The organism is Methylomonas sp. MED-D (assembly GCF_050276835.1).
GTDB classification, from domain to species: Bacteria; Pseudomonadota; Gammaproteobacteria; order Methylococcales; family Methylomonadaceae; genus Methylomonas; species Methylomonas koyamae_A.
The window spans coordinates 2316127-2338619 of record NZ_CP189965.1 but is presented as its reverse complement, the minus strand read 5'-3'; the positions used below and the strand labels follow the sequence as shown (position 1 = coordinate 2338619).

General features: G+C 60.0%; 14 protein-coding genes. 11 read left to right on the top strand and 3 right to left on the bottom strand.

The genetic code is table 11. The annotated features are described in order from the left end of the window. Positions 1-100: 100 nt before the first annotated feature. Both ACQE3E_RS10330 and ACQE3E_RS10325 read left to right on the top strand, forming a co-directional pair. Positions 101-3721: a hydantoinase B/oxoprolinase family protein gene (locus ACQE3E_RS10330; protein WP_313728107.1), complete on the top strand. Its 3621-nt coding sequence runs from the start codon at positions 101-103 to the stop codon at positions 3719-3721. A gap of 265 nt (positions 3722-3986) precedes the next feature. Continuing rightward, positions 3987-5117 (top strand): hypothetical protein, encoded by a 1131-nt coding sequence (locus ACQE3E_RS10325; protein ID WP_313728108.1) that lies wholly within the window; start codon positions 3987-3989, stop codon positions 5115-5117. Between the two features lie 948 nt (positions 5118-6065). On the opposite strand, the gene ACQE3E_RS10320 is transcribed toward ACQE3E_RS10325, so the two are convergent. Further along, positions 6066-6764: a 4'-phosphopantetheinyl transferase family protein gene (locus ACQE3E_RS10320; RefSeq protein ID WP_168030531.1), complete on the bottom strand. Its 699-nt coding sequence runs from the start codon at positions 6762-6764 to the stop codon at positions 6066-6068. Positions 6765-7117: 353 nt separating this feature from the next. On the opposite strand from ACQE3E_RS10320, the gene ACQE3E_RS10315 reads away from it, so the two are divergent. The 6 genes from ACQE3E_RS10315 (at position 7118) to ACQE3E_RS10290 (ending at position 14458) form a co-directional block, all read left to right on the top strand. After that, complete coding sequence (locus tag ACQE3E_RS10315; RefSeq protein ID WP_064026148.1) at positions 7118-7915, top strand: transglutaminase domain-containing protein; 798 nt, start codon at positions 7118-7120, stop codon at positions 7913-7915. Between the two features lie 4 nt (positions 7916-7919). Next, positions 7920-8780 carry a transglutaminase family protein gene (locus tag ACQE3E_RS10310; RefSeq protein ID WP_064026146.1) on the top strand — a complete coding sequence of 287 codons (861 nt, stop codon included), beginning with the start codon at positions 7920-7922 and terminating at the stop codon, positions 8778-8780. A gap of 333 nt (positions 8781-9113) precedes the next feature. Continuing rightward, positions 9114-9569 carry a hypothetical protein gene (locus ACQE3E_RS10305; RefSeq protein ID WP_064026144.1) on the top strand — a complete coding sequence of 152 codons (456 nt, stop codon included), beginning with the start codon at positions 9114-9116 and terminating at the stop codon, positions 9567-9569. 280 nt (positions 9570-9849) lie between these two features. Continuing rightward, positions 9850-10347, top strand: a complete 498-nt coding sequence (locus tag ACQE3E_RS10300) for an RNA polymerase sigma factor (RefSeq protein ID WP_168030527.1) — start codon at positions 9850-9852, stop codon at positions 10345-10347. A gap of 6 nt (positions 10348-10353) precedes the next feature. Then, complete coding sequence (locus ACQE3E_RS10295) at positions 10354-11367, top strand: FecR family protein (RefSeq protein WP_313728109.1); 1014 nt, start codon at positions 10354-10356, stop codon at positions 11365-11367. Between the two features lie 649 nt (positions 11368-12016). After that, complete coding sequence (locus ACQE3E_RS10290) at positions 12017-14458, top strand: TonB-dependent siderophore receptor (protein ID WP_313728110.1); 2442 nt, start codon at positions 12017-12019, stop codon at positions 14456-14458. Between the two features lie 478 nt (positions 14459-14936). On the opposite strand, the gene ACQE3E_RS10285 is transcribed toward ACQE3E_RS10290, so the two are convergent. Further along, complete coding sequence (locus tag ACQE3E_RS10285) at positions 14937-15464, bottom strand: SRPBCC family protein (RefSeq protein ID WP_071160677.1); 528 nt, start codon at positions 15462-15464, stop codon at positions 14937-14939. Positions 15465-15617: 153 nt separating this feature from the next. Further along, positions 15618-16238, bottom strand: coding sequence for a TetR/AcrR family transcriptional regulator (locus tag ACQE3E_RS10280; protein WP_064025625.1), 621 nt, complete (start codon positions 16236-16238; stop codon positions 15618-15620). Positions 16239-16340: 102 nt separating this feature from the next. Here ACQE3E_RS10280 and ACQE3E_RS10275 point away from each other — a divergent pair, with 102 nt between their 5' ends. From ACQE3E_RS10275 to ACQE3E_RS10265, 3 genes are read left to right on the top strand one after another with little or no spacing between them, the layout of a single operon-like run. Continuing rightward, positions 16341-17549 (top strand): efflux RND transporter periplasmic adaptor subunit, encoded by a 1209-nt coding sequence (locus ACQE3E_RS10275; protein WP_313728111.1) that lies wholly within the window; start codon positions 16341-16343, stop codon positions 17547-17549. A 3-nt stretch (positions 17550-17552) separates the two neighbouring features. Then, positions 17553-20735 carry an efflux RND transporter permease subunit gene (locus ACQE3E_RS10270; protein WP_071160679.1) on the top strand — a complete coding sequence of 1061 codons (3183 nt, stop codon included), beginning with the start codon at positions 17553-17555 and terminating at the stop codon, positions 20733-20735. Beyond that, positions 20728-22203: an efflux transporter outer membrane subunit gene (locus ACQE3E_RS10265; RefSeq protein ID WP_313728112.1), complete on the top strand. Its 1476-nt coding sequence runs from the start codon at positions 20728-20730 to the stop codon at positions 22201-22203. Before ACQE3E_RS10270 ends, ACQE3E_RS10265 begins: the two co-directional genes overlap by 8 nt. The last annotated feature ends 290 nt before the right edge of the window (positions 22204-22493 follow it).

The following is a 22493-nucleotide window of genomic DNA, read 5'->3' as shown; positions in this document are numbered from 1 at the left end:
TATCGTTGACGAATCCGGCCGGCGGACCCTTTCTTAAACCGACTATCATCACATAAAGTGACGCAATTTTTGATCGGCAATTTCTTCTGGGCGGATTTCGATGGCAGCAGGCTGGCAATTCTGGATCGATAGAGGCGGCACCTTTACCGACATCGTCGCCTGCTCGGCCGACGGCGACATCGTCACCCGCAAACTGCTGTCGGACCATCCGGAGCGCTATCGGGACGCAGCCTTGCAAGGTATTCGCGATATTTTGGACGGCGCCGCCGATCGCCGCATCGCCAATGTCAAAATGGGCACGACGGTCGGTACCAACGCTTTGTTGGAACGCCGAGGCGAACCGCTGGCCTTGCTGGTCAACCAAGGCTACCGCGACTGTTTGCGCATCGCTTACCAGAACCGGCCGGATATTTTCGCGCTCGACATCCGCCGCCCGGAGCCGTTATACGCTTGCGTCGTCGAAATCGACGCCCGTACGGCCGCCGACGGCAGCGAGTTGCAGGCGCTGGATCGCGACCGGGCCAGGGAGCAATTGCAAGCGCTTTACCGGCAAGGCCTGCGCGCCGTCGCCATCGTGTTGATGCACGCCTGGCGTTATCCGGCCCACGAGTTGGCGCTGGGCGAACTCGCCGTGGCCGTCGGCTTTAAGCAGATCTCGCTGTCTCACCAAGTCAGCCCCTTGCCGAAGTTCGTCGCTCGCGGCGATACCACCGTGGTGGACGCTTACTTGTCGCCGGTGCTGCGCCGTTATGTCGAACAAGTCGAACATGGTCTGGCCGACCACGACCCCAACGCCCGGCTGTGGTTCATGCAATCCAACGGCGGCCTGGTGCGCGCCGCCGACTTTCAAGGCAAGGACTGCATCTTGTCCGGCCCGGCCGGCGGCCTGATCGGCGCGGTCGCGGTGGCGCGGCGGGCCGGTTTGTCCAAGATCATCGCCTTCGACATGGGCGGCACCTCGACCGATGTGGCGCACTATGCCGGCGAGCTGGAGCGGAGCTGCGACAGCGAAATCGCCGGCGCGCGCATCCGGGTGCCGATGATGGCGATCCATACCGTCGCGGCCGGCGGCGGCTCGATTCTGCATTTCGACGGCCTACGCTACCAGGTCGGACCCGACTCGGCCGGCGCCAATCCCGGTCCGGCCTGCTATCGGCACGGCGGTCCGCTGACCGTCACCGATGCCAATCTGCTGCTCGGCAAACTCCCCGACTTTCCGGCGGTGTTCGGTCCGAACGGCGATTTGCCGCCAGACCTTGACCGGGTGAAAACCTTGTTTGCCGAGCTGGCCGAGCGCATTCATCGCGAAACCGGCGACCGACGCGGCCCTGAACAAGTCGCCGCAGGCTTTCTCAGCGTCGCGATCGAAAACATGGCCGAGGCGATCCAGAAAATCTCGGTGCAAAAAGGTTATCACCTCGGCGAATACGCCTTGTGTTGCTACGGCGCCGCCGGCGCCCAGCACGCCTGTTTGCTGGCCGAACGCCTGGGCATGCCGCGCGTGTTGCTGCATCCGCTGGCCGGGGTATTGTCGGCCTACGGCATGGGTTTGGCGGATTTTCGGGTCTTGAAACAACGGGCTTTGGAACGACGCTGGGACGACATCGACGCCGCCGAACTGGATCAACTTTTTCTGGCCCTGGAAGGTCAAGCCCTGGCCGAGCTGCGCGAGCAAGGCGTTGCCGATCCGGAGCCGGTTCGCGAACGTCGCCTGAGCTTGCGTTACCAAGGCAGCGACACCGCCTTGAGCGTCGAATCCGGTCCGGCACCGCTAGTTCTGGCCGGTTTCGAACAACGCTATCGAAGCCGCTTCGGCTTTTGTTACGCCGACCGGCCGATTTGTATCGCCACGATCGAAGTCGAATGCATTGCCGGCGCCGAACAGCGCAGCGCGGCCGCACCGGCCGACGCCGAACCGCGCGATGGCCGGCCAGGTAGCTTCACCCGAATTTTCAGCCGGGACGCGTGGCACGCCGCGCCGGTCTACCGACGCGAAAATCTGGCGGCGGACCAAACCCTGACCGGCCCGGCCGTCGTGCTGGAGCCGACCTCGACCATCGTCGTCGAGCCCGGTTGGCGGGCGCAACGGCTGGCCGGCGGGGATCTGCTCTTGCAAGCCTGCCCGGCCTCGGCTAGCGCCGAACCGTCAACCGGCCGCGACGCGGCAAAAATATCCGACGCGGCAGCCCGCCCCGATCCGGTGCTGCTGGCGATATTCAACCAGCGCTTCATGTCGGTCGCCGAACAGATGGGCTTCGTGCTGCAAAACACCGCGCATTCGGTCAACATCAAGGAACGCCTGGACTTTTCCTGCGCGCTGTTCGACGCCGACGCCAATTTGATCGCCAACGCGCCCCACATTCCGGTGCATCTGGGTTCGATGGGCGAAAGCGTGCTTGCGTTGTTACGGGATCAGGCCGGCCGCTTCGAGCCGGGCGAGGCCTTTCTGCTGAATTCGCCTTATGCCGGCGGCACCCACTTGCCCGACATCACCGTGGTCACGCCGGTGTTCGACGCTGCCGGCCGCGAGTTACTGTTCTTCGTCGCCTCGCGCGGCCACCATGCCGACGTCGGCGGCATTTCGCCCGGCTCGATGCCGGCCCACAGCCGCGATATCGACGATGAAGGCGTGTGCAGCGCCGGCCTGAAAATCCTGGCGCGCGGCGAATTCCAGGAAACCACGATTCGGGTCTGGCTGAGCGACCATCGCCATCCAGCCCGCAATCCCGAGCAAAACCTGGCCGACCTGCAAGCCCAGATCGCCGCCAACCGCAAGGGCGCCGAGGAATTGGCCGCGCTGATCGCCAGCTATGGCCTGCCGGTAGTCAACGCCTACATGCGCCATGTGCGAGACCACGCCGAAGCCTGCGTCCGCGCGCTGTTGGCAACGCTAACCGACGGCCGTTTCGAATACGAACTGGATCAGGGCGCGAAAATCGCGGTCGCGATCACGGTAGACCGGGCCGCGCGCACCGCCCGCATCGATTTCAGCGGCACCTCGCCGCAACTGGCGGACAATTTCAATGCGCCGGCGGCGGTCTGCAAGGCCGCCGTACTGTATGTGTTTCGTACCCTACTGCACGACGACATCCCGCTCAACGCCGGTTGTCTGAAGCCGTTGGACATCGTGATTCCGGCCGGCTGCCTGCTGAATCCGCGCCCGCCCGCCGCCGTGGTCGCCGGCAACGTCGAAACCTCGCAATACGTGGTCGATGCGCTATACGGCGCGCTCGGCGTGCTGGCCGGCTCGCAAGGCACGATGAACAATCTGACCTTCGGCAACCAGGATTATCAATATTATGAAACCTTGTGCGGTGGGGCCGGCGCCGGGGCCGGCTTTCACGGCGCCGACGCCGTGCATACCCACATGACCAACTCGCGCATCACCGATCCGGAAGTCTTGGAACAGCGGTTTCCGGTGGTACTGCAAGCATTCGCGATACGTCCCGGCAGCGGCGGCGACGGACTATATCGCGGCGGCAACGGCGCGATTCGCCGCATCGAATTTCGCGAAGCGATGCGGGTTTCACTGCTGTCCAGCCATCGGCGCCTGCCGCCGTTCGGGCTGCACGGCGGCGCACCGGGCGCCCTTGGCGTCAACCGTTTGTTACGCGCCGACGGCGGCGAACAAATCCTGCCCGGCCGAGCCGAAGTCCAGGTCCAAGCCGGCGACAACTTAGTCATCGAAACGCCGGGCGGCGGCGGATTCGGCGCGGCCTAAGTCCGACGAACGCGCCGTAAAATTCAGCGGCGTGCCCTATCCCCCGCAAATCCCCGGTCGAGCGCGGCCCCCTCCTTCGGCGGACCTTGTCATCTGTTTGCAATATGCCCACCCTACCATCTAAGCCATCCGTCTCGTGAACGGATTCCGGCCCCGTTCGCCCGCCAAATCGATTGGCCTATTGTTGGCCAGACGCCGACATGGCTTTCTGCTTCAAGCGCGCGCTCGGTCCCCGTCGAAAACCATTAATAAAGGCCCCCCCCAGATGAATGCTCGATTTTTGACCCTCAACCAACTGACATGGGCTACCGCGCTATCTGCCGCCAGCCTGGTGTTTGCCGCGTCGGCCAACGCCGACAGCGACCGACGCGATGACGATAATGCCGACCGGCCGGTCACGATCGCGGTCATCGGCGATTGGCCGTACAACCCGTTACTGCTGGACAATGCACATTTGCTGATCGACTCGGTGAACGCCGACCCGGCGGTCAGCCGCTTGATCCACGTGGGCGACATTCACGCCGGCAGCATGCCTTGCACCAGCGCCGACATCCTGCCGCCGATTCCGCTGTCCAATCCGGGCTACAACCAAAAGATTTTTTACCAATTTCAGCAATTCGATAAGCCCGTCGTCTATACGCCAGGCGACAACGAATGGACCGATTGCCAAAAATCCAAGCAATTCAAAAGCGGCGACCCTTTAAAAGAACTGGCCAGCGTGCGCGGACTGTTTTTTGCGAAACCGGGTGTTACCTTAGGTAAAGAAGCCCAAGTCGTCAGTCAGGCGCGCGCCTTCGACCCAAGCTTTCCAAGCGACGCGCAATTTGTCGAAAACGCGATGTGGCAACAAGGCAAAGTCGTGTTCGCCACCTTGAACGTACCTGGCTCGAATAACGACACTCTGCCGTGGGCCGGCACTTTCGCCAATCAAGCCGCTCAGGATCAGGAAGTGGCCGAACGCACCGCCGCAGACTTGCGCTGGCTGGAAGCGACCTTCAAGAAAGCGAAAAAAGACCATGCCCGCGCCGTCGTCATCGCGATTCAAGCCGACATGTGGGACCCGGCCGCCATCACCGCCACAACCAACGAACTCTCCGCCTACACGCCGATCGTGCAAAAACTGGCCGACTTAACGGATGATTTTCGTGGTCAAGTATTGTTATTGAACGGCGATTCGCACGTCTACGGTTCCGACCGGCCGCTGGCCGACCCCAGCAGCGCCACCGGCGTGATTCACCACACCCAAGCGGTGCCCAACTTGACCCGTATTACCGTGCAAGGCTCCACTACCGCGCCGTCGGAGTGGTTGCGCCTGACCATCGATCCGAGAAAGTCCCAGCCATTCCAGTGGGAAAACGTGGCGTATTGCAACGATCCGTCGCTGAGCTGCGAATAACCGACCCCGCCCGGCGACGGCCGTCGGACGGCGGACGTCACTAGACCAAACGCGGTTGGGAAAAGCCGTTCATCCCAACCGCGTTCCGGATTTCATCCGCAGGCATCTTCTGAAGTGTGCAAACAGATGTTGCGCTGCCGTACGATTAAGGTCCATGCCGAGGACCCGATCGAATCCAATAGCCATCTTGCGATGAAAATATCGTGACGTTTTGCGTCGATGCCGGCCAACGTGCCGCCGACATTAAAACCCTGCTCGGCACCGTCAAACTCAATGGTGTCGATCCTAGCGCCAGGCTAAAAGACACTTTGCCCCCCCTCTCGGCCCGACAGCCGCATCGACGAGCCATTGCTTTTTGGCGGCATGGATTGCCTCTAGCGGAATTAAACCAGCGGTACGCTTGGGCGCTTACCACCGTTCGAGACGCGGTGCAATTATTCCGGGCGCTTCCTTACCTCACCGCACGCAACGACAAAATCCGGCCGGATTTGTATCGGGACAGGGGGCACGATTGATCGGAATACGCCCCACAGCCCTCCGTGAACACGTCAACAACCATAGCCGCCGATGAACCAGTTGTCTAAAAAATAACCAATTTAACGGAAAATCATACGCATCAGTGACTTATCACCGTCATAAACGACTTAACGACAGCGTTATCCACAAGTTTTGTGAATTTCTCGCGCTTATCCAAGGATGTTGAGCACAAGCTGGGAAAAATCGCGACTCCTTACTCGAATCTGCCATACGGCCTAGGTTACAGGCCAATTTCAGTCTTTAAATTTCAGCAACTTATTAAAAACCCTCCGCCTTAAGCCCCGGCGCTGACCAATATTCGATCAATTTGATCATTTCTTTTATTTTTCAGAAAATTAGCCTCACACTTAACGGCTTGCCTACAGAGTTATCCACAAGTTTTGTGTATAACACCCCGTTCGATGTTGCGCATTAAATGCCGCCGCCATACCCGTCGGCCAGCAACAGTCGTCGCAAGCGGTAGGCCCGGGCCGGGCCGACCAGCGCCGCGCTAAAATCAGCACCGGCGTCCAGCTCCTCGACCCGCCAGGCTTCGACCGGTCCGTATTCGTCCGGCACCTTGCGCAGCCCGCCGCCCGCCGTTACATCGAACTCGCAGAGCTCCACGCCCAGCGCGATTCCGCGACCGACTGCCTTGACGAAGGCTTCTTTCTTGGTCCATAAACGGTAAAACGCCGCGACGCGCTCGGACTCCGCCAAGCTCAGCCAAACCGCATACTCGTCTACCGAAAAACAGCGTTCCGCCAAGCCGGACAAATCTCTGGCTGGCTTGACCGCCTCGATGTCGATACCGATGTCGGCCGCGTCGGCGACCGCGATTAATAAGGCGTCGGCGGTATGCGAGACATTGAAGCCCGGCCCGCCGGACAAGGCCGGCTTGCCGAATTCGCCGACCCGGAAGCGCAATCCGGCCGGATCGCTACCGGTATAGCTGGCCAGGGTTTGCCGGAGCAAACCGCGCCCGACCACGTAGCGATCGCGCAAATGCGCAAACTTGAACGCGGCGGCTCTGGCGCGCTCGTCCTCGCTTAACACTTCGGCCAGCCGAATCGTGACCGCTTCGGGCAAATCCAAACGCCCCTGCCAAACGTCAACGAAGCCGCCGTTCATCGGCGCCCGCCGGGTCGATGCGATACCGACTGCCCTTCGAGCGCCGCTGGCGATCTCGCCGATTTGCTTCTAGAGGTCAATGAGTCGGCCGGACTGCGCCTGTACCGCTGAGCACTTTGCCGCTCGATTAAAAGGGTTTCGATCATCGCTATCCAACAGCCCAAAAACCGAAATTGTACGGCCAGCCGCCGTTAAAATCGACGCGCGGCGATTCCCTACCCGCACGACCTGAAAACGCGAAGCTTGCCGCGGGGCCTAAGCACGCTCGACCGTCATCCGATCGGTTTCTATATCCGTGCCGGGCACATTCACGTAAACTGCGGACTCAATTGATTTCCAACGGGGCGAGAATCATGTGGCTGCGAACCAGTTGCGACATCTGTTTTGAAGTTGGCGTTCCCACGCCGTTTATTCTAATGTTGCGGCCACGTAGCGGCGCGAATCAATGGATTTCCAGCGAGTTCTACACGATCAAGCCGACGGTTCAGGTTCTGGAATACACCGACGGTTACGGTAATCTTTGCCAGCGCTTGATCGCGCCGCCGGGGATTCTGTCTATCCATACCAACGCCGACATTCGCACCTCCGAACAAGTCGACGTCGCGCCCGGCGCGCCGTTCGAGGAAGTGCAAACCTTGCCCGACACGGTCTTGACCTATTTGCTGCCGTCGCGCTATTGCGAATCGGACCGCTTCATCGACCTAGCGCAAGAGATCGTCCGAGGTTACACGCCGGGCTACGACCAAGTGGACGCCGTCAATGGCTGGCTGCGCGCCAATATTCGCTTCAATCCGGCGGCCGGCCTGTCCCAACTTTCGGCGGTGGAAGTCAATCTGGCCGGCGAAGGCGTCTGCCGGGATTTAGCGCATCTGGGCATTGCCTTGTGTCGAGCTCTGTGCATCCCGGCGCGGATGGTGGTCGGTTACCTGTACGGCTTGCGGCCGATGGATTTTCACGCCTGGTTCGAAGCCTATGTGGGCGGCCGTTGGTATGCCTTCGATCCAACCCAGCGGGAACCGCGCGGCGGCCGCGTGATCGTTGCCTACGGTCACGATGCCGCCGACGTGGCCGTATTCACTCAATTCGGCCCGCCGCTATTTCCAACCCGGATGGCGGTCGGCGTCGAGCGTTTAGCCAACGCGCGGGAATGACGGCGTGCAACGGCTACGGATACAGCACGTTACCGAATATCTGTTTTCGCAGCCGGTCACGCTAAACTGTCATCGGCTGTTGCTGCGGCCACGCGAAGGCCACGACGTGCGCATCGAATCGTCGCGGCTGGACATCAGCCCCACTTACGCCATCCAGTGGTACCGCGACGTGTTCGACAACTCGCTGGCTTTGGTGCGTTTTCAGCAAACCTCCAACCGGCTGCGCATCGGCAGCGACGTCGTCATCCAGCACTACGAAGATCCGGTACGCGACATCGGTGCCGACGACTTTCCTCTCGCCGGCCCTTTTGGCTACGAGGCAGGCGAATTAGCGGACTTGGCGGCCTACCAGCGGCCGATTTTTCAGCAGGACCAGCCCGCGTTGCAATGTTGGCTGCGCGAAATCGGTCTGAAAGTCCAGACGCTGAACGCGCTGAACTTGCAAACCACCTTGAACCGGGCCATACACGACAAATTCCAATACCGAATCCGTGAGGAAGCCGGCGTGCAATCGCCGCTCCGCACGCTGCATCTGGGCAGCGGCTCGTGCCGCGACTACGCCACGCTGTTTATCGAAGCCTGCCGCTCGCTGGGTCTGGCCAGCCGCTTCGTCAGCGGCTATCTGCACGCTCCGGCGACAGAAGCCGGCAATGCCTCGACCCACGCCTGGGCCGAAGTTTATTTTCCGGGGATAGGTTGGCAAGGCTTCGACCCGACCGTCGGCCAAATGACCGGAAACCGCCATATCGCGGTCGCCGTGGCCCGCAATCCGGAAACCGTGCCGCCGGTATCGGGCAGTTTCATCGGCCCCAGACAAATCTCGACTCGGATGTTGGTCAACGTACAAGTCAATTTGTTGCGCTGACCTCGATGCGCTCGGGTTCGATAAAGCAATCGCCGCTTGTCGCAAAACCGCCAATTTGTCGCGGCCATCGGCTACCCCACATCGCAGCGGGAACGTCTAAATCCCACCTAAAAACCGCAACATTTACGCGGATTTAGAAAGTAAACACTTTAATTTCAGTCACTTAAATTCCAAAAAAAACCATCCAGCCGCTCGCGAAAATTGGCCGCGATTTTGCTAATTTCGATCTGTAAATACCCGGCTCGCCGCCAAATTGTCGGTTTTCTTACCGGCAAACGGCAATCCCCCAAACCGGGCCAGCTCTTCATTCCATTAAACCTAGAGAGAGGCAATATGTTCGAACACAAAAATTTAGACGGCCAATGGAACAAAACCATTCCGGCAACCGACAGCTTCGTTAATGGCGAAGTTCTGGAATGCCGCGACACCGTGGGCGAAGAACCCGCGAAAATCAGTCGCAAACAATACGCGGTGATCGGCGACTTGCTGGTCGAACGCTGCCTGCCGCCGGAATCCATCGGCGACACCTGGGCGCACGACGTCGGACAGTTGCCCTGGTGGGGTGCGGTGATGAATCCGCCTCACGCCGGCATGATTGCCGACTTCAACAGTCTGAACGGCGGCCTGCAACGCCGGAATCTGGACGTCGCCCACCACGTGGTCGGATACGCCGCCGCCGGCGAGGAAATCACGTTGCTGAAAACCGTGTACAGCGTCACCCGCGCCAGCGATGGCAAGGAACTCAGCGCCCCGTCGATGTTGGAGTTGCGCAAACTGTATTACGCCTAAGTCCCGCGCGGCCCCTTCGGCGCTCGGCCGAAGGGGCCGCTGGCCTGTCTCAACGCGGGCTCGATCCCGATAGACGTGCGATAGAAATACCTCCGCGCAAGACGCCTTCTGTCGCGGCTAATAGCCAATAGCCGTTCAGTCTCACCCTATGCCATCTTGAATTCCCGCCACCCTTTTGAACCCGACGTTGAGTTTGAGGGAATTGAGGAAAAGCGCAACCCACTTGAAAGCCTCCCGACAAACGGGATAAGCTAAAAAACCACGAATCAGGAAGATGCCCATGTCCAAGCCGATCGCCGCCGAATTGTTGGCCCTGCACCGAGACGAATTGCTGCGTTTCATCAAGCAACGGATCGATTGTCCGGAAACGGCATTGGATATCTTGCACGATTGCTTCATGCGCTTTTCCAACTACCTGGAGCGTCATCAGGTGCAAAACCCACGGGCGTTTCTGTACAAAATGGCGGCCAACCAAACCATAGACCACATCCGCCAGCAACGCCGCGCCGACGACCGGCGGATCGAGTTCGAGGCGTGGCCGGAATTGATCGATCCGGCGCCATCGCCGGAGGACACGATCGCCGCCCGCCAGCGCATGGCGATGTTGGAACGCATCATTGCCGAAATGCCAGAGAAAAATCGCCAGATTTTCGTGATGCGCCACATTCAACATTTATCGTTCACCGAAATCAGCCAAGTCACCGGACTGGCCTATAACAGCATCTTCAAATATCTGAACGAAGCCCTATCGTTCTGCCAGAAACGCATGCCGGATTAAGCCACGATGTCGGCCGAATCAGAACACACCGATCCAACGGATGCCCGCCTCACCGGTGCGAACGGTTTCCCGGAACTGCCGGCCGGCCCGGCCGACGAACAAGCCTTGTATTGGTTGACCTTGATCAGCTCCGGCGAGGCGAACGCCGGTCACCGCGCCGCGTTTCAAGACTGGCTGCGCGCCGATCCCACGCATCACGAAGCTTGGCGGCGGGCGCAAGCCTTGTGGCGGGACATCGCCCAACTGGGCGTCGTGGCCGCGCCGATAGCTACAGCTTCGCTCAGCGACGCCCACCGTTCGCCTCGCAGATTCGGAATTCAACACTTGGGGCTGGCGGCTAGCGTTCTGATCGCGGCGGTCTTGTCGAGCAACCAGCTTGGCCTCTGGCTGGCCGATCATCGCACCGCGCCTGGCCAACAGTTGGCCGTGGCGTTAGCGGACGGCTCGCAACTGTTGCTGGATACCGATACCGCCGTTTCGGTGCATTACAGCGACACCCGCCGGCTACTGGAGCTGCACCGCGGCAAGATCTGGTGCCGGGTCGCCGCCAACGCCGACCGGCCGTTCGAGGTAAGTACAGGGCAAGGCACGGTGCGCGCGCTAGGCACCGCCTTTGACGTCGCCGAACAAGACGACCGCACCGAGGTCACGGTTTACGAACATGCGGTGCGCATAGACTTGGCGAACGGCGCGCACCTGCCGATGTTGGCGGAAGGCACCGCCGTCGGCTTCGGGGAGGGTTTGGAACCGGTTAACGCCGAGGCCGACACCACTACCGCATCGGCCTGGCACCGACAACAACTACAGTATTTCAACCGGCCGCTTTCGGAAGTGGTGGCCGAACTCAACCGCTACCGGCGCGGCCGGATTTTTCTGGCCGAACGGGATTTGGAACAACTTCGCCTGAGCGGCATTTTCGACACCAGCCGTCCGGACGAAGCGCTGGCTCTAATCACCGAAAGCTTGGGCTTGCACGCCTACCAACTTGCCGGACGCTGGGTATTCTTGCGGCGCGGATAAGTCTTCCGCCAAAACGCCGGTTACGAGGTTTTCTCTCTCGCCGAGCAGCGCCTAAGGACCGGGGCTTCGACTCCGCTCAGCCACCGGTGCCCCCTCTCAGCCAACGGCACCCCCCTGTCAGCTCGCAGCGACTACGCTCGGCCAACGGCAAGCCCTCTCAGCCCGTAGCGACTACATTCAGCCAACGGCAAGCCTTCTCAGCCCGCTCGGCGGCTCAGTTGAGCCGGCGGCCCTATCAATCAGCCTGTGCGTCTCCTGGATCGAATAACTTGCGACTCTTCCAAACTCGAACAGCGCGCGAGTACACAGTCTGATCCGATCGAATACGTCCCGTCACCGCCAACTTCCTCGCCGCGTTGAACCGAAACGTCGAACCGTTCCATGAGCCTAACCAAACAGTTCATTGATCGGAGCCAAACCGTTCGCTGAGCGGGGCCGAACCGTTCGCTGAGCGGAGCCGAAGCGTAGACCCGGCCGCATCCGCGTAATCCGCATCTCAACCCAAACACATCCCGCTAGAGCCGTCTCCCAAACCCAGCCGAATCGATCGAGCAAAAATAATTTGAAAATTCCGATTTTGCGTTTCGTCTTATTTCTCAAGGGCCAAGACCGGCTCTAAATAACCACGAATTTCGCAAAAGGAGTTTTTATGGATTTTTCGCCCCGCTTGCCGTTAAGCCTCGCCGTGGCCGCCGTTCTCGCCGCGCGACCGGCCGCCGCCGAACCGGTGGAATTCGCCATCCCCGCGCAGAGCCTGTCGCAATCCTTGTTGGCCTATTCGCAAGCCACCGGAATCCGCATCGCATTCAACGAAGAACTGACGCACGGTTTGCACGCCCCAGCCCTCGCCGGCCGCCTAGAACCGGAACCAGCCTTGAAACAATTGCTGAGCGGTAGCGGACTGAACTTTCGGTTTACGACACCACAGGCGGTGGTGTTGAGCCAGGATGCGCGCCATAAGCCCGGCGCCAGCCACTTAGATTTAGCGCCCGCCGCGATGCCACCGGTAACCGTATTGGGCACGCCGGTTTATGCCGCGGACGATCCCCACAATCCGGACTACGGCTTACCCAACACTCAAACCGCCACCAAAACCGATACGCCGATCATCGATACGCCGTTCTCGGTACAAGTGGTTCCGCGCGCCGTCATTAACGACCGAAAAGCCAATTCGCTGCAGCAAGCGGTGGAAACCGTCAGCGGCGTGGGTTTCATGCCGGTCGACGGTGGCGTTTACAACGTATTCGTGCTACGCGGCTTTGTCGGCGATTCGGCGGTTTTCCGGAACGGTATGCGCTTGGAGGGATTTAACTTCGACACCGCCAATCTGGAGCGGATCGAGGTGTTGAAAGGGCCGTCGGCGATGTTGTACGGCCGTGGCCAGCCTGGCGGTTTGGTCAATATAGTCACCAAACAAGCCTTGGACCGCGACTACCATTCCATCGAACAGCAATTCGGTTCCTACGATTTCTATCGCACTCATTTGGATTTCGGCGGTCCGCTAAACGCCGACAAAACCTTGCTTTACCGCTTGAACATCGCCTATCAGGACAACAATTCGTTTCGCGATTACGTGTCGATGGAACGGGTATTGGTGGCGCCGACTTTGACGTGGCGGCCGTCAGACCGCACCGAGCTTAGTCTCGGTCTGGAGTTTCAAAACGACGACTTCCAACGCGACGACGGCATACCTGCCGTGCTTAATCGCCCCGCCAACATTCCCATTAGTCGCTTTCTCAACGATCCTAAAGACCCGCTGGACAATCAGGACCAGTTGGCGATCAATCTGAATTGGCATCATCAATTCGACGACAACTGGACCGTCCGCCATCATTTCATGGCGGTACCGCACAAAACCTATATGGACCGGGCCATCAAGCCAGTATTTTTGCTGGACGACAACCGTCGCGTGTTCCGGAACGGCGTCGGCCAGACCGACGATCAGGCGTTTTACGCATCGGACTTGTCGCTGACCGGCAAATTCCGGACTGGCGGGTTAAAACATGAGGTATTGTTGGGGTACGACTATTTCCAAAAGGAAAGCCTCTACCGCTTCCACGCCTTCGATACCTCGCCGTTCGCGGCGGTGGATATTTTCAATCCGGTATTTCCGGCATTACCGGTCGACTTGGTGGATTTTGCGGGTTGGGGCGATTTTCGCCAAGTCAGCGTCATGAAGGACCGCTGGCACGGCGTGTATTTTCAAGATCAGATTCAGTTGCTGAACAACCTGTTTCTGACCGGCGGCGGCCGCCACGATTGGGCCGAGACTGGGCGGGGCGACAATTTTGCGGATTCGCTCAGCGCGGCGCAAGCCAATTTCAGTTACAACCGTACCGAACGTTTCAGCCCTCGCGTCGGCATTTTGTACAAGCCGCTGCCTTGGTTGTCGATCTTCGGCAATTTTAACGCGGCCTTCGGTACCAACAACGGCCGCTCGGCGGACGGCCGGCCTTTTGCGCCGGAAACCTCCTCGCAATTCGAAACCGGTATCAAAAGCGAATTTTGGGACGGCCGCCTAACGGCGAATTTGGCGTTTTATCACTTGGAAAAACGCAACGTACTCACCGCCAATACCCAAACCGTCGCCGACTTGACCGACCAATCCGCGATCGGCGCCGCGCGCAGCCGAGGTTTGGAGTTCGATCTGAACGGCAAACTGACCGACAATCTCAGCATCAACGCCGCCTACGCCTGGACCGACACCAAGATCACCCAGGACAACGACGGCAATCAAGGCCATCAACTGCCGCTGGCGCCGCGCCATTCCGGCAGTATCTGGACTCGTTACGAAGTGGATGCCGAACCACTGCGCGGTCTGAGCTTGGCAGCCGGCGCTTTCCTGGCGGGCGTGCGACAGGGCGACAAGGAAAACAGCGTGCAACTGCCGGGGTATGTGCGGGTGGATAGCGCGATCAGTTACCGCTTTCGCGCGATGGGATCGACGATGACCGCGCAATTCAACGTCAACAATCTGCTGGACAAGATTTATTACGTCGGTACCGACGCTATCGATTCGGCGATTCCGCGCGCGGACATCATTCCGGGAGCGCCGCGCACGTTCCTGGGCTCGCTTAAGGTTGAATTTTAACCATGCCCCGCAACCGGTGTTCTAAGTGTGATGGCAAGCTTAAAATCGCTCGACCGAGCCACGTTCTTTCGACCGACTCGCCGCAAATCGATCCGGCTCCATTCTCGACTCCCCGGAACACGCAATTTTTGTGCGAATCCGGGCGTATCGCCAGCAAAGTGTCCTTACTCTGGTTTTTAAAAACGACGTAATTCTACTTTGTCAGATTTGTTCAAGACCGTCATGCCCGCCGGGAATCGGGCATCCAGTGCCATGGATGGTATGGCTTAAATCCGTCCTTGGCGTCTGGATTCGCTCCGCGCTCCAACGGGTCCGGCAATCCATGCCGGAACGACGTAGCACTAAGCAACCATCGTTGTAGGGAGGGACGAGGCAATGCTTTCGGCAAACCGGCAACGCCCCGGTTCGCCGGCATGTGTAACCAAGTCTCGCGGCACCGCTTTCGATACCACGAAGTGCCGCCGCAGTCGCGGAACGACTATTTCTCGAGCTTGGCCTTCAACCCGCTCAAACCGTCCTTGATAAATTGAGTCATGGCCCTGACGGCGGCTTCGTCGCTGAGGTTTTCCGGCGGGGTGTTGCCGGTGTCGCCGCGATAAAACCGGCTTTTCACGGTCACCACGCTACTGTCGGCGCCATCGCCGGGGGCGACTTTCAAATCGACGGTGTGCGAACTGGTCGGGAAGGCCTTGACGTTTTCGGCTTTCAAGCGATAGCTGTATTCGTGCTCGGGCTCGCTGTAGTAATCCAGTTCCTCGACGACGCTTTCACCGTTTTGAAAGGTGAGTTTGCGGGTGCCGCCGCTGGCATTTTTGCCGTCGCCTTCGGCGGCTTTCAAATCGGGATGCCATTGGCCGATGTCGTCGAAATTTTTGACCGCTTCCCAAACCTTGGCGACCGGCGCCTGAATAGTGACGCTTTCCTTGGCTTTTTGCGGGGTCGGACCGTGCGCCAGAACGGAATTGGACAGTAGCAGCGCACCGAAGGAGAGTAGCAATTTTTGCATCGTAATGACCGGTAGTGGATAAAAGCCCGGCATTATCGACGGCGGCGACCTGGTCAGACTCGGGAACATATCCTGAGTTTTATCAGGTTTATTTCATTGTTTTTAACCTCAAACCGTCCAGCGCTACGGCTCGCCTCGCATGATGCGTTAGACTTATCCGGAGCCGGTCGCGCAACCGCGCAAAAACAATTCGCAGGATTGCCGGACCCAAGCTTCGACCTGCGCCTCGTCCGGCGTCGGTTCCAGACCGAGTTGTAGGCGCTGAAAGCGCTCGTTGCGCAAGGCACTGACGAACTGGCCGGCCAAAAACTCCGGGTCGCCCGGCCGAATTCGGCCCAGCTGCTGCTGCGTGGAAAAGTAACGGCTCAACAAGTCCAACGTGCGGCGCGGGCCATGCTCGTAGAATTGAATGGCGAGATCGGGAAAGCGCGGCGATTCGCCGATCAGAATGGCCCGCATCCTGACCACTTCCGGGCGCGATACCCGAAACAAGAATTGCGTGCCGAATTCGACCAGCGCCACCTCCGGAACTATGTCGCCGGCCAACGTGTCGATAATGCGGTCGCTGCAACGCTTGATCAAGGCTCCGAACAAGCCGGCCTTGCCGCCGAATTCGTTATAGATGGTGCGTAGCGATACCCTGGCGTCACGAGCAATGGTTTCCATGGCCAAGTTGCCGTAGCCGTGTTCCAGGAATAATTGCAGCGCCGCGTCCAATACGCGGTCGCGGCTTTGTTGCTCAGCGCCCTTGGGAGGGCGTCCGCATTTCACCATCGGTAAAACCCAATAAATTCAGTTGACTCGAACCAAGATGATACCCTAGACTTAACGGTAATATGTATTACCGTTTTAGATAGCGCAGGAGCGTTAACCGCCATGACACGAATAAATCAGCCCTCGGTCCCGCCGGCAAAATCCGCCGTATTTTTCTCGACACCGTTCACGCCTGGCGTGCTGGCACTACTGGCCTTGCTGCAGTTTTTACTCAGCGGTTGCGGCGAAACCGGCAATGCCGCCAATGGCGCGCCGCCGCCGGCCGCCGTCAAAGCCGCTCAGCCGCTGGCCCAGAGCGTCACCGAGTGGGACGAGTATACCGGCCGGGTCGAAGCGATCAGCTCGGTGGAAGTCCGTGCCCGAGTTGGCGGTTATCTGGAAAAGGTCAATTTCACGGCCGGCGCCAAGGTCAACAAGGGCGACTTGCTGTTCGTCATCGATGCCCGGCCCTATAAGGCCCAACTAAACTACGCCATCGCCGAACTGGAGCGCGCCAAATCCAAGCGCGAACTGGCCAAGAACGACTGGAGCCGCGCCGAAAACCTGGTCAAGGCCAAGGCGATTTCCACCGAAGAATACGACACCCGCGCCAAAGGCTGGCGCGAAGCGGACGGTGCGGTGCAATCGGCCGAAGCCAACGTCTACGCCGCCCGCCTCAACGTCGAATACTGCGAGATCCGCGCACCGATCGCCGGCCGGGTGGGCCGGGAAATGCTGACCGCCGGCAATCTGGTCACCGGCGGCGACGTAACGGTGTTGACCAACGTGACCTCGATCGATCCGGTCTATGTCTATGTCGATGCCGACGAGCAATCCTTATTGAAATACCGGCGCCAGGCCTTGCAACGCAAGCCCGGCGCGGCCGAACTGAAAGGCACGCCGGCCGAAGTGGCGGTAGCTGACGAATCCGGCTTCCCGCATCGCGGCCAGCTCGATTACGTGGCGCCGCAGGAAAACCGCGCCACCGGCACGATCGCCCTGCGCGGCGTATTCGCCAATCCCGACGAACTGCTCAGTCCGGGCTTGTTCGCCCGGATGCGCGTGCAAGGCGGCGCGCCCTACGACGCGTTGCTGATACCCGATAGAGCCGTCGGCACCGACCAAGCCCAGCGCTTCGTATGGGTGATGAATCAGGAACAACAAGTCGAATACCGCAAGGTCACGCCGGGCGCGCGGATCGGCGAAATGCGCGTGATCAGCGACGGCTTGCGGGCCGGCGAGTGGGTCGTCGTCGAAGGCCAGCAAAAGCTGCGGCCCGGCACCAAGGTTAATCCGGAACGCATCGCCCTGAACTCGGGACAAGGAACCTAAGCCATGGGAAATTTCACCCGCTTTTTCATCGACCGGCCGATATTCGCGTCGGTACTTTCGATCTTGATCGTGTTGGTCGGCGGCTTGGCGCTGATCGGCCTGCCGATCGCCCAATATCCGGAAATCGCCCCGCCGACGGTCGTGGTCAGCACCAGCTACCCTGGCGCCAACGCCAGCGTCGTCGCCGAAACGGTGGCGACGCCGATCGAACAAGAGGTCAACGGCGTCGAGGATATGTTGTATATGTCGTCGAACTCGACCAACAGCGGCAACTTGTCTCTGACCATCACCTTCAAACCCGGCACCAATCTGGACAAGGCTCAGGTGCTGGTCCAAAACCGGGTTGCGTTGGCCGAGCCGCGCTTGCCGGAAGAAGTGCGCCGGCAAGGCATCAGCGTTAAAAAGCGCAGCCCCGATTTGAGTCTGGTCGTCAATCTGGTCTCGCCGGACAAACGCTACGACAGCGTCTATCTGAGCAACTACGCCCTGCTGCAAATCCGCGACACGCTGGCGCGTTTACCGGGTGTCGGCGATATTTTGGTGTTCGGCGCTCGCGATTACAGCATGCGTCTGTGGCTGAATCCCGAGCAAATCGCCGCCCGCAACCTGACTGCCAACGACGTAGTCAGTGCGGTCCGCGAGCAGAACGTCCAGGTCGCGGCCGGCGTGGTCGGCCAACAACCGGCGGCCGGCGAGACCGCTTACCAATATACGATCAGTACCCTGGGCCGCTTGACCGAACCCGAACAGTTCGGCGACATCGTCATCAAGCAGGACAAGAACGGCGAGATCACCCGTCTGAAAGACGTGGCCCGCATCGAGTTGGGCGCCAAGGATTACAACGCCGGCCTGTATCTGGACGGCGAACCCACCGTCGGTCTGGCGATGTTCCAACTGCCCGGCTCCAACGCGCTGGAAACCAAGGCAGCGGTGGTCAAGGCGATGGAAGAGTTGAAAACCCGCTTCCCCGAGGGCCTGGATTACATCCTGGTTTACGACACCGTGGTGTTCGTGCAGCAATCGATAGATGCCGTGGTCAAAACCTTGTTCGAGGCCTTGCTGCTGGTGGTGTTGGTCGTCATCGTGTTCCTGCAAAACTGGCGGGCGGCGGTGATTCCGCTGCTGGCGGTGCCGGTGTCGCTGATCGGCACCTTCGGCGTGATGGCCGCGCTGGGCTTATCGCTGAATACCTTGTCGTTGTTCGGTTTGGTGTTGGCGATCGGTATCGTCGTCGACGATGCCATCGTCGTCGTCGAAAACGTCGAGCGCCATATCGCCGAAGGCCTGCGCGCCCGCGAAGCCACCAAACTGGCGATGCGCGAAGTGGTTGGGCCGATTATCGCCACCGCGTTGGTATTGGTGGCGGTATTCGTGCCGACCGCCTTCATCACCGGCGTGTCCGGGGCGTTTTACAAGCAGTTCGCGCTGACGATCGCGGTCTCGACGGTGATTTCCGCGTTTAACTCGCTGACCTTAAGTCCGGCCTTGTGTGCGCTGTTGCTCGACCGCGCCCACGGCGACAAAGACTGGTTTACCCGTTTGGTGGATAAAACCTTCGGCTGGTTTTTCGTACCGTTCAACCGCTTTTTCGATCGGATCAGCGTCGGTTATTCCAAACTGGTCAGCCGAATGATACGGACCACGGCGGTGGTGCTGATCCTATACGTCGGCCTGAACGGCTTGAACTTCCTGGCCTTCGAAAAAGTGCCGACCGGCTTTATTCCTCAGCAGGATCAAGGCTATCTGATTCTATACGCGCAGTTGCCGGATGCGGCGGCGCTCGGCCGCACCCAGGACGTCGTGCAAAAAGCCACCAAAATCATGTTGGAAACCGAGGGCGTCGCTCACGTCAACGCCTACGCCGGTTGGTCGATTCTGACCGGCGCCAACCAGTCCAACGTCGCGACAATGTTCGCCCGGCTGGACGGTTTCGACGCTCGCGCCGGCCGGCCCGACCTGCACGCCAGCAAATTGGTCAAAACCTTAGGTCAACGCTTGTCCGGCATCGGCGACGCCTACATCGCGGTGTTCGAGCCGCCGCCGATTCGCGGCATGAGTTCGGTCGGCGGCTTTAAATTGCAAATCCAGGACCGTAACAACGCCGGCATAGCCGCATTGCAGCAAACCGCCAACGAAATGATAGGCCAAGGCAATCAGCAACCGGGTTTGGTGGGCTTGTTCACCACCTTCAGGGCCGGCGTGCCGCAATTGTTTGTCGATGTCGATCGCGCCCGCGCCAAATCAATGGACGTGCCGCTAAGCGATATTTTCAACACGCTGCAAATCTATCTGGGTTCGCTATACGTCAATGACTTCAACGCTTTCGGCCGCACCTACCAAGTAGTCGCCCAAGCCGACGCCGAGTTTCGAATGAAACCCAAGGACATCGCCGAGCTGAAAACTCGCAACCAGACCGGCGGCATGGTGCCGCTCGGCGCATTGGCCAAGGTCGAGGAAATCAGCGGTCCTGATAAGATCACCCGCTACAACATGTATCCGGCCGCCGAAATCAACGGCGCTACCTTGCCCGGCGTCAGTTCGGGCCAGGCCATCTCGGTGATGAGCCAATTGCTAAAGTCCTCGCTGCCGCCCGGCTTCGACTTCGAATGGACCGAGTTGAGCCTGCAGCAAGTCTTGGCCGGCAACGTGGCGCTGCTGGTGTTTCCGCTCAGCGTCGTCTTTGTATTCCTGGCGCTGGCTGCTCAGTACGAAAGCTGGTCCTTGCCGTTCGCGGTCATTTTGATCGTGCCGATGTGTATCCTGTCGTCGATGACCGGAGTCTGGTTAGCCGGCATGGATAACAACATCTTCACCCAGATCGGTTTCATCGTGCTGGTGGGCCTAGCCAGCAAGAACGCGATTTTGATCGTCGAATTCGCCAAACACCGGCAAGAATCGGGCTTGAACCGCTTCGACGCGGCGGTCGAGGCCGCCCGCATCCGTTTGCGGCCGATTTTGATGACCTCGTTCGCCTTTATCATGGGGGTGTTTCCGCTGGTCGTCGCCAGCGGCGCCGGCGCGGAATCCCGGCGCCTGTTGGGGACCGCGGTATTCAGCGGCATGATCGGCGTGACCGTGTTCGGCCTGCTGCTGACGCCGGTGTTTTACGTGACGGTGCAAGCGATCGCCCAGCGTTTGAAACCGACCCACCCCTCTAGCCCCGCGCAGGGAGAACACGATGCCTAAAGCGATTTTCTCAATAGTCTTGCGACCGCTACCCGCTTTGCTATTCGCCGCCTATTTGCCAGGCTGCGCGGTCGGCCCGGATTACCAAACGCCGACCACCGAACTGCCGGCCGGCTTCGCCAATGCCCAGGGTCCGCAGTTCGCCGCCGGCGATGTCGAAGTCCACTGGTGGACCTTATTCGGCGACAGCCAGTTACAGGACTTGGTCAATACTGCGGTTGAACACAATTACGACCTAGCGGCCGCCCGCGCCAATCTGGAACAAGCCAGGGCTTTGTATTTGGAATCCGGCCTAAATCTGTTGCCGACCGTGACTTCCCACGCCAATTACACCGAGCAAAAGCGCAGCACCTCGGCGCTGAACAACCGGGCCTTCGTACCTCGCGAACTGAAGCTGTACAACATGGGTTTCGACGCGTCCTGGGAGCTGGACGTGTTCGGCCGGGTGCGGCGCGGCGTCGAGGCCAGCAACGACCAAACCGAGGCGGAGCAAGCCACGCTACGCGATGTCGGCGTCAGTCTAATCGCCGAAGTGGCGCGCAATTATTTCGAGTTGCGCGGCTTGCAGCACCAGCTAGCCATCAACCGCGATAACGCCGAAAACCAACGCCAAACACTGGAACTGACTCAGGTTAGACTGATCAACGGCCGCGGCACCGAACTGGATACCAACCAAGCCGAAGCGCAATTGGCCAACACCCGAGCGGCGATACCCAATCTGGAAGCCGCGATCAGCCGGACTATCCACCGCTTGAGCGTGTTGACCGGACGCCTGCCCGATGCGTTGACCGGCGAACTGTCGCCGGACAAGCCGCTACCGACGGCGCCCGAGACGATTCAGATCGGCGACCCCGGCCAGTTGCTGCAACGCCGGCCCGACATCCGGGTCGCCGAACGCAATCTGGCGGCGGCGACCGCGCAAATCGGCGTCGCCACCGCCGACCTGTTCCCGCGCGTAACCTTCGTCGGCAATCTGTCTCTGGAAGCCAGTACCTTGTCCAATGTCGTCGCGCCGGGGTCGGAATCGTATTCGGTCGGCCCGAAAATCAGTTGGGCGGCCTTCGATCTAGGCCGAGTCTACGCGCGGATCAAGGCCGCGGATGCCAGTAGCGAAGCCAGTCTGGCGCAATATCAGCAAACCGTGTTGCTGGCCCTGGAGGAAACCGAGAATGCGTTGGTCGCGTATAACCAGGAGCGGGTCCGCCGCGCCGAATTGACCACCGCCGCCAAAGCCAGCGAAAAAGCCGTAGAGTTGGCGCGCTTGCGTTACCGCGAGGGCGTCTCCGACTTTTTGACGGTGTTGGAAGCCGACCGACAACTGCTGGCAAACCAAAATCTGCTGGCGCAAAGCCAAACCGCCACCGCGACCGCACTGGCGGCAGTCTATAAGGCGCTGGGCGGCGGTTGGCAGATCGTGCCGGACGCACAAGCTCAAACCGAAGCCGCGCCGCGAACAACCGCGCGATAAAGCGCTCTCGCGAATCGGCCGGCCAACGCAACAGCAAACGATCGGTAAGCCTGTGCTGACACGATGGCTGCGAAATCGACCTTCCAAGGTTGACGGCGTTCTCCCGTTCCATGCTACGAACGACCGGTCGAGCGACTTCTAACGCCTTGCCGGCGGCGCGACCGGTAGATCGACGTCCCCCATCGGCGACCCAAGGACTCGAACGCACCCTCGGCCGCCGTCCTTGCTGATACCCTGTAACCTTGTCCCTGATGAAAACCAGCGGCCAGCTAACATGAGTCAGCAATTCA

Coding starts and splice junctions, on each gene's coding strand:
- ACQE3E_RS10305 (WP_064026144.1), top strand. CDS start 9,114: ATGTTCGAACACAAAAATTTAGACGGCCAATGGAACAAAACCATTCCG.
- ACQE3E_RS10275 (WP_313728111.1), top strand. CDS start 16,341: ATGACACGAATAAATCAGCCCTCGGTCCCGCCGGCAAAATCCGCCGTA.
- ACQE3E_RS10295 (WP_313728109.1), top strand. CDS start 10,354: ATGTCGGCCGAATCAGAACACACCGATCCAACGGATGCCCGCCTCACC.
- ACQE3E_RS10300 (WP_168030527.1), top strand. CDS start 9,850: ATGTCCAAGCCGATCGCCGCCGAATTGTTGGCCCTGCACCGAGACGAA.
- ACQE3E_RS10325 (WP_313728108.1), top strand. CDS start 3,987: ATGAATGCTCGATTTTTGACCCTCAACCAACTGACATGGGCTACCGCG.
- ACQE3E_RS10330 (WP_313728107.1), top strand. CDS start 101: ATGGCAGCAGGCTGGCAATTCTGGATCGATAGAGGCGGCACCTTTACC.
- ACQE3E_RS10280 (WP_064025625.1), bottom strand. CDS start 16,238: ATGGTGAAATGCGGACGCCCTCCCAAGGGCGCTGAGCAACAAAGCCGC.
- ACQE3E_RS10285 (WP_071160677.1), bottom strand. CDS start 15,464: ATGCAAAAATTGCTACTCTCCTTCGGTGCGCTGCTACTGTCCAATTCC.
- ACQE3E_RS10320 (WP_168030531.1), bottom strand. CDS start 6,764: ATGAACGGCGGCTTCGTTGACGTTTGGCAGGGGCGTTTGGATTTGCCC.
- ACQE3E_RS10290 (WP_313728110.1), top strand. CDS start 12,017: ATGGATTTTTCGCCCCGCTTGCCGTTAAGCCTCGCCGTGGCCGCCGTT.
- ACQE3E_RS10315 (WP_064026148.1), top strand. CDS start 7,118: ATGTGGCTGCGAACCAGTTGCGACATCTGTTTTGAAGTTGGCGTTCCC.
- ACQE3E_RS10270 (WP_071160679.1), top strand. CDS start 17,553: ATGGGAAATTTCACCCGCTTTTTCATCGACCGGCCGATATTCGCGTCG.
- ACQE3E_RS10265 (WP_313728112.1), top strand. CDS start 20,728: ATGCCTAAAGCGATTTTCTCAATAGTCTTGCGACCGCTACCCGCTTTG.